Below are 7,286 nucleotides of genomic sequence, written 5' to 3' on the forward strand. Positions count from 1 at the left end.
ATTACTCTCGTTTATATAATATCTGTGGTTAATAAGCATGTTATTTCGATCTAAAAAGTATACCCGTGTTATACAAATCGCTAATCCTATTCTTCATAGTACACTCTGTACTAGGTTGATCTTTTGGAATGTGCGTAAGATATCGAAAATAACATATAAAAATAAGATCATGTTTTAAAGGCTGATTATGCGTACTCAATCCATCTTGAATTTGTTAGTTATCGATGACGATCAGCTATACGCTGAGCACCTTGTGCACTTATTAGGTAGTTATTATGATGATGTGAATTTAGGATTTTTAGATGATAAAGAAGAGCTGTTAAAGTCGCTACGACAGTCGTGGGATGTTTTGGTATTTGGTAATGCCTATGATATGAATTTCACAGATGTCGTGGGTATCGTCCAAGAGCAAGATATTGATCTCCCTATGATTTGCCTGTTGGATGAAAAGATGGCATCGCCAATTCGTAATAATGAGGCGTTACCTAATATTATCAGCGGTACAATGGTCAAAGCACTCAAAGTAGACGAAGAAATGGCAGTGGTCATGTCTATTTGTTTGCAGCATGATAGCTTACGCAGTCGCCGTGAGCTCAAAACATTACGACATGTACTCTCTGAAGCTGAGCAACGTGCCAATGTCTTGATTAAAAACTCTAAAAGTGCGGTTGCCTATATAGATGAAGGCATCCATATTTTTGCCAACGACCCTTATCTTCAGCTTTTTGGTTTTGACTCGATGCATGATGTCGTTGGTGTACCTATTATTGACCTGATTGCAGGTGGCGATAACGTCAAAGGGTTTAAGCAGTTTTTGCGTCAGTTTGCTAAAGGTAATCGTCAAGAAGTAGAGTTTAAGTTTGAAAGTATACGAACAGACGGTAGTACTTTTGAAGCAAAGTTACAGCTGGCTGCTGCAACCTTAGACGGTGAGCCAGTGACTCAGGTTATCATCCAACAAGATCACAGTAACAGCGCCGAAATTGCCGAGCGTTTGGCTGCGGCTGAATGTAAAGATAGTCTAACAGGTATTAGCAATCGCCGCGGCTTTGAAGAAAAAATGGAAGCGGTGTATCAGCAAGCACGCCAAGACTTGTTGACGGCAGGTCTACTATACGTTCAGCTTGATAATATCGGTAAAATTAGAAGTAGTCTAGGTTTGCAAGGCATAGATGCTACTGTCAAGCAGGTGGCGTATGCATTAGATGAGTTGGTGTCAGATGGACATGTTAGCCGTTTCAGTGATACCGCATTTACTATTCTTGTAGAAGACAAGAGCGGCTCAGAGCTTAAAGAACTGGCTGAGCATATTGGTTCGCACATCAGTAGTATGCTTATTGAAGTGGAGAAACGTACTACTAGTACGACGGTCAGTATCGGCATTGTCAAAATTGACAAAAATACGGTAGAGCCAAATATATTGCTCGAGCGTGCGATGGATGCCATCAACCAGATTATGATTGAAACATCTAATCATGGCGACACTTACCATTTATACGATCCAAGCGAACATGCCAATAGTGATGATAACGCATTGGCGGAGTCATTAGTTGATGCCATCGCCAACAATCGTTTTGAGCTATCGTTTCAGCCAATATATGATATTGATAATGATCGCAGTGATTTCTTTGAGGTCTATCTATGCTTACCATTAGCCGATGCTGAGAATACGGTGTTGACTCCTGATCAATTCATGGCAGTTGCCAAAACGCATAATTTGCTAGAGAAGATAGATCGCTGGGTGCTAATTAATGCCTGTAAAAAAATAAATGATGTACGTAAAACGCACCCTGAAGCTAGGCTGTTGGTACAGTTAACAAGCGCGTCATTGATTGATAAAAAACTACCTAGTGTTGCTAGCCAATTGATAAAAGCGGTGGGCGGTGCAGCAGGTGTACTTACCTTACAGTTTAATGAAAAAGACATCTCAGATCATTTGACCATCGCGAAAACTCAGTTTGCAGCGCTTAGTAAGATCAGTTGTCAGCTAGGTATCAATAATTTTGGCTCTTCTGCCAAATCTATAGAAATTGCTAGTTTTGTGCAGCCAGATTTGGCACGTTTGCCGCGTAGCTATGTGGAGGATATTGACTCATCAGATAACTTAGATACGGTGAAGTCACTTATTAGACGAACCAATGAAGTCAATGTTGATGTGCTAATGCCTTATATCGAAGATGCTGCAACGATGTCTGTTGCTTGGAGTGTGGGTGCGCGCTATCTACAAGGTTATTACTTAGAAGAGCCTAGTAGTACGATAAATGTTGCGACTTAATATGCCATAATGTCTTTTGTGGTATTTGTCATTTAAGCATTATTTGTTGGTGTATAAGCTGACAAATAATGCTGTCTTTTTGCCAGTATTTATTTATGTTGTTTATATACGGCTGATATTCTCTAACCAAAGATTACCAAACATGTCTATTATTAGTAAATATCAAATAGGTGGTATTCTCGTCGCTGTTTTATCGCTCAGTGCCTGTAAGCATAGCCCACCACCTGACCACCGCGATCCTGTAACCTTACCATTATATACCGCAGGCGATGCGGATAATGGTGCTATTATCTACCAAGATGCCTGTGGCCAATGCCATCGGCTCAATGCCGGACTCAATAAAAAAGGTCCACAGTTGATGAATATCTATGGTGCACCGGCTGCTACGCTAAACGATTACACTTATAGCGAAGGGTTAAAACAGTCAGGTTGGGTCTGGGATGCTGAGACACTTGACCCTTATATTGCTGATGCCGAAAAAGCGATGACAGGTTCAAAGATGTTATCTAATCCAATGCCGGATGCTAAAGAACGCGCTGATGTGATTGCTTATTTATCAACACTTCGTGCGCCATTACCAGCAGTGGATGATGATAAAAAGTAAAATTTGATGTTGTAACGACGTTATAACTACTATTGCCATAAAAAACGAGCCAATGACTTCCTATGACGCATGAAACGACGGACTATCGCCATAATCAGCAAAAAATTGAACAGTTAATGGTGCAACTGAATCAAATTGTGCTCGACAAGCCGCAAGTGGTGAAGCTCGCACTCAGTGGCATATTAGCAGGTGGGCATTTACTACTGCAGGATCTGCCAGGTATGGGTAAAACTACCTTAGCACAAGGGCTGGCGCAGTTGTTAGGGCTGAGTTTTAATCGGGTACAATTTACCAATGATATGCTGCCTGCAGATATTTTGGGAATGAGTATCTATGATCAAAGTAAGCAGCAGTTTGAATTTCGCCATGGTCCTATTTTTACTCAGCTATTGCTCGCTGATGAGATCAATCGCTCTAGTCCTAAGACGCAAAGCGCGTTATTAGAAGCGATGGAAGAGCGGCAGGTTAGTCAAGATGGGCAGACTCATCGTTTACCGCAGCCGTTTTTTGTGATTGCGACTCAAAACCCATTGCAGCAAGCTGGTGTCTATCCGCTTCCTGAGTCGCAGCTTGATAGATTCTTATTATGTTTGTCGTTGGGTTATCCGTCACCTGCGGCAGAGCGTGAACTTTTAAAAGGCCAGAATCGTCGTGAGTTGCTACAAAGTTTATCGGCTGTGCTCGATGCCGATGCCGTTTTGCTCGCTCAACAAGGCGTCAAGCAAGTCTATGTCGCAGATGTGGTGCTGGACTATCTACAAAGACTGGTCGCAAAAACTCGCGCGAGCCAAGAGTATCATGGTTTGTCACCGCGTGGCGTGCTGTCATTACAACGTGCGGCACAGGCTCATGCTTATGTGTCAGGGCATATGGAGATCACGCCTGAAGACATCCAAGCCGTGTTTGCTGCTGTAACGGACCATCGACTCGGTCAGCGTTTTATACCTGCTCATGTGACAGGTGGGAGCTCACCGCAAACCATTGCCCAACGAATCTTAGCATCAGTGCCTGTCGTCATTTAAAAATATTATTTAATAGTGGAACACTTCAAAACAGTGATCAGTCAGCTTATCAATTAATGGTAAGGATAGGGTAGTCATGAGTCTTTTGCCAAAAGCCTTAACCGTACCAATTACCTCAGCATTAAGTCGCTGGTTTGCATCGCGCGCACCTAAAAGCGATAGTGCTACTCTGAATTTGCGCAACGTATACATCTTCTTTAGCCGTGAAGGCATGCTGTTTTTAGTATTGCTAGTGATCACCTTTATCGCTGGTATCAATTATGGCAATAATTTGGTGCTAGGATTGTGCTTTTATTTGGTGAGTGTTTGGCTTATCAGCTTTCATGTAACGTTTGCCCATATTTCAGGCCTAAAGCTGCAACTCCTAGAGGTAACAATGGTAGAGGCCGGCGCACCTGCGTGGGTGACTTTACAACTGCGTAGTGAGAGCCGCCAACCAAGACGACAGCTGTTATTTGATTTTGAGTCGCTTGATAACCAAAAGAAAAAGCACGCCGATAGTCAACATTCTGTACTGGTCGCTAGACTGCAAGGTGAGCAAATTATTCGACTTCCTGTTCAAACCAATGCTCGTGGCCAGCTTGAATTACCACGTCTAAAAATAAAAACCGTTTATCCTTTAGGTATCATGCGAGCATGGTCTTATGTCTACTTTGCCCGTACAGCTTGGGTGTATCCAAAGCCAGAAGCTTTCGACTGGCAAGCGCAGTATGCTGTCGCAAGTGCAGAGGATTTACCGGTAGGTGGACAGCATCGGCAAGGTCAAGATGATTTTGAGCGACTCGATAATTATGTAGAAGGTGAGTCGTTGGCGCGCGTGTCTTGGGGACATGTGGCACGAGGTCAGGGCATGCTTACCAAGCATTTCGCCGATCCTGTCGGTCATGAGCAAACGCTAGATTATGCTGACATGCCTGCCGCCCAGCATGAGCAAAAGCTGGCGCAATTGGCTTATGGTGTGGTCACACTAGGCCAGCTTGGCGTGCCATTTAATATGCGCTTACCTAGTGATATGCCGTCTGCTGCAATGGTGGGTGAAGGTGATGGCTTTGCGCAAGCTTGCTTGCTAAGGCTGGCGAAAGCACCATGAGTCACTCTCCCGTTTTTTCTGACAACCAATCTGCTAGCACTGCCACAATAGAGGCAGTAAATTCTGCGAGCTTTGAGCAGTTAGCACAAGGTCATAACGCCACCGCTGATAGTGCGCTGAACCGTAATAGTAAATGGCACCGCAAATTATTTGCGCTACCAGCGTATTATTGGGTCATCATTGCTCAAGTGGTTGTCATTCTACCGCACGCTGCACACTTGCCTTTATGGTTAATAGGTTTTGCAGTGGTGAGTATTAGCGCTCAGCTACCACAAGTGAAAGCGCGCTTCAAAAAAATAGCCCGTTTAAAGCGTGTTTATCAAGGCATGCAGATGCTTGGGTTTTTATTAGGTCTGGCTGGCTTGTGGTTGACTTATAATACGGCATTTGGGTTAGATATGGGTGTGGCATTTTTAGTGCTATGCCTCATTAGCAAGCTTTGGGAGTTGTATAAGCGCCGCGATGCCTATGTGGTGTTGAACTTATCACTGTTTGTATTGGCTGCATTGTTTTTGATGGATCAAGGGCTGTTTACGACTTTAGAGGTTGTGATTGGTGCGGTTATCGTGTTGCTCGCTTTCATTGCATTAAATGATGATGGCAATGCTCGTGGTGATGGACGTCTGCGTACTTTGGGTGTGCTGGGTGTTGGTGCGCTACCGTTATTGGTAGTGTTGTTTTTGTTTTTTCCACGCTTACCGCCGCTATGGTCCGTTCAGCTCTCAGGTCAGCAAGCAATCACGGGTGTCTCCGACAGTATGTCACCTGGCGACTTTGCTAACTTAGGACAGTCAACTGAGCTAGCATTTCGGGTAGAGTTTAAAAATAACCGCCCACCACAGCAGCAGCTCTATTGGCGTGGTTTGGTATTTAGTGATTTTGATGGAGTGACGTGGCGTCCTAGCCCCCAGCAGCGACAGTGGCAAGCAGTGTCGCAAAGACCTACTTGGATTGAAAATGTATTTGCTACCGTTCCTGAAGCTGAGCAAGTAGCACCGAGCACTTATCAAGTTATTTTAGAACCCACGCAGCAAAACTGGCTGTTTGGACTTGATTACCCGTTTACCAGTCAACCAAATATCAGTACCACCTCAAATTTTACGTTATTAAATAACCAGCCTGTCACGCAGCAGCTACGCTATAACGTATTGCAGTTTCCGTCGATGCGTATCGACCCTGTCCTTAGTGATAATTTAAGGCGTCGAAATTTAGCATTGCCAAGTGAGGGCAATCCACAAACACGAGCACTGGCCAAGCAGTTATTTGCACAGTCAGGCTCTGACCCTGTACGTTATATGGCAGCTATTGAGCGCTGGATTAATCGAACAGACTTTCGCTATACGCTATCGCCGCCGCGGCTAAATAATAACCGTATTGATGAGTTTTTGTTTGATACTAAAGCAGGATTTTGTGAGCATTACTCATCGAGCTTTACTTTTATGATGCGCGCAGCGGGTATTCCTGCACGAGTCGTAGCAGGCTATCAAGGTGGTGAGCCGAGTCGAGGCGGTGATGTTTGGGAAGTTCGGCAGATGGATGCGCATGCGTGGACTGAGGTTTGGCTTGAAGGTCAAGGCTGGGTACGTGTCGATCCCACTGCCTTTGTCGCTCCTGAGCGTGTGGAGCAAGGTATGGATGCGCTAACACAGTCACAGGGCGCAGCAATGTTTGGTGATGGCGCTGGTGCACAGATCAACTATCAACAGTATCAAATGCTACAAGCCTTACGTCGTTTCTCAGATCAAGCCAGCTATTATTGGCAAAAAGACGTCGTTGGCTACGATCAGGATAAGCAATCTAACTCGCTACTTAAGTGGTTCAATATCAGCTCTATCATGCAGCAGATTGTCTGGTTGGCAGCGAGTGCTATTACGGTCATGGCTGTTTTGGTATTTATCATCTGGTATCGTCGCCGAAAACGCTGGCATCCAGCAGATTTGCCACTGGTTCAGCTGTCACAGCGTATAGCTAAGCAAGATAAGTCATTAGCTCGCACCGATAACGAAGGTCAGCTGGCATGGCTTGAGCGCTTGGCCAGCGCTATTGATAGTCGCAATGATACAGATGTCAATAATGCAGCTAAGGTCAGTAATGAAGCTAAGATCAGTACTGCTAGTACATTAACGGACAGTGATCACCCTGACGTTATCCAAGAAAAAATTATGCAAATTAGGCAAGACTACCGCCAGTTACGCTATGGTCGCTTGAGTACCATTGAAATCGGTGATAATGAGTACCAAAAAGTGCTTAAGCAGTTGAAGGACAATGTACACGAGTTATTATAAGTTTATTTAG

General features: G+C 44.3%; 5 protein-coding genes. All 5 read left to right on the forward strand.

All coding sequences use genetic code 11. The annotated features are described in order from the left end of the window. Window positions 1-187 precede the first annotated feature (187 nt). The 5 genes from ACT3RN_RS13525 (at window position 188) to ACT3RN_RS13545 (ending at window position 7,276) form a co-directional block, all read left to right on the forward strand. Window positions 188-2,275 carry an EAL domain-containing protein gene (locus ACT3RN_RS13525; RefSeq protein WP_192520439.1) on the forward strand — a complete coding sequence of 696 codons (2,088 nt, stop codon included), beginning with the start codon at window positions 188-190 and terminating at the stop codon, window positions 2,273-2,275. A gap of 142 nt (window positions 2,276-2,417) precedes the next feature. After that, entirely contained in the window at window positions 2,418-2,879 is a 462-nt protein-coding gene (locus ACT3RN_RS13530; protein WP_192520438.1) for a c-type cytochrome, read from the forward strand. A gap of 62 nt (window positions 2,880-2,941) precedes the next feature. Continuing rightward, complete coding sequence (locus ACT3RN_RS13535) at window positions 2,942-3,901, forward strand: AAA family ATPase (RefSeq protein ID WP_192520437.1); 960 nt, start codon at window positions 2,942-2,944, stop codon at window positions 3,899-3,901. A 76-nt stretch (window positions 3,902-3,977) separates the two neighbouring features. Further along, entirely contained in the window at window positions 3,978-4,991 is a 1,014-nt protein-coding gene (locus tag ACT3RN_RS13540; RefSeq protein ID WP_192520436.1) for a DUF58 domain-containing protein, read from the forward strand. After that, window positions 4,988-7,276: a transglutaminase family protein gene (locus ACT3RN_RS13545; RefSeq protein ID WP_192520435.1), complete on the forward strand. Its 2,289-nt coding sequence runs from the start codon at window positions 4,988-4,990 to the stop codon at window positions 7,274-7,276. The genes ACT3RN_RS13540 and ACT3RN_RS13545 overlap by 4 nt, the downstream gene beginning before the upstream one ends. The last annotated feature ends 10 nt before the right edge of the window (window positions 7,277-7,286 follow it).

The organism is Psychrobacter sp. AOP5-GZ1-6 (assembly GCF_052376345.1).
Lineage (GTDB): Bacteria > Pseudomonadota > Gammaproteobacteria > Pseudomonadales > Moraxellaceae > Psychrobacter.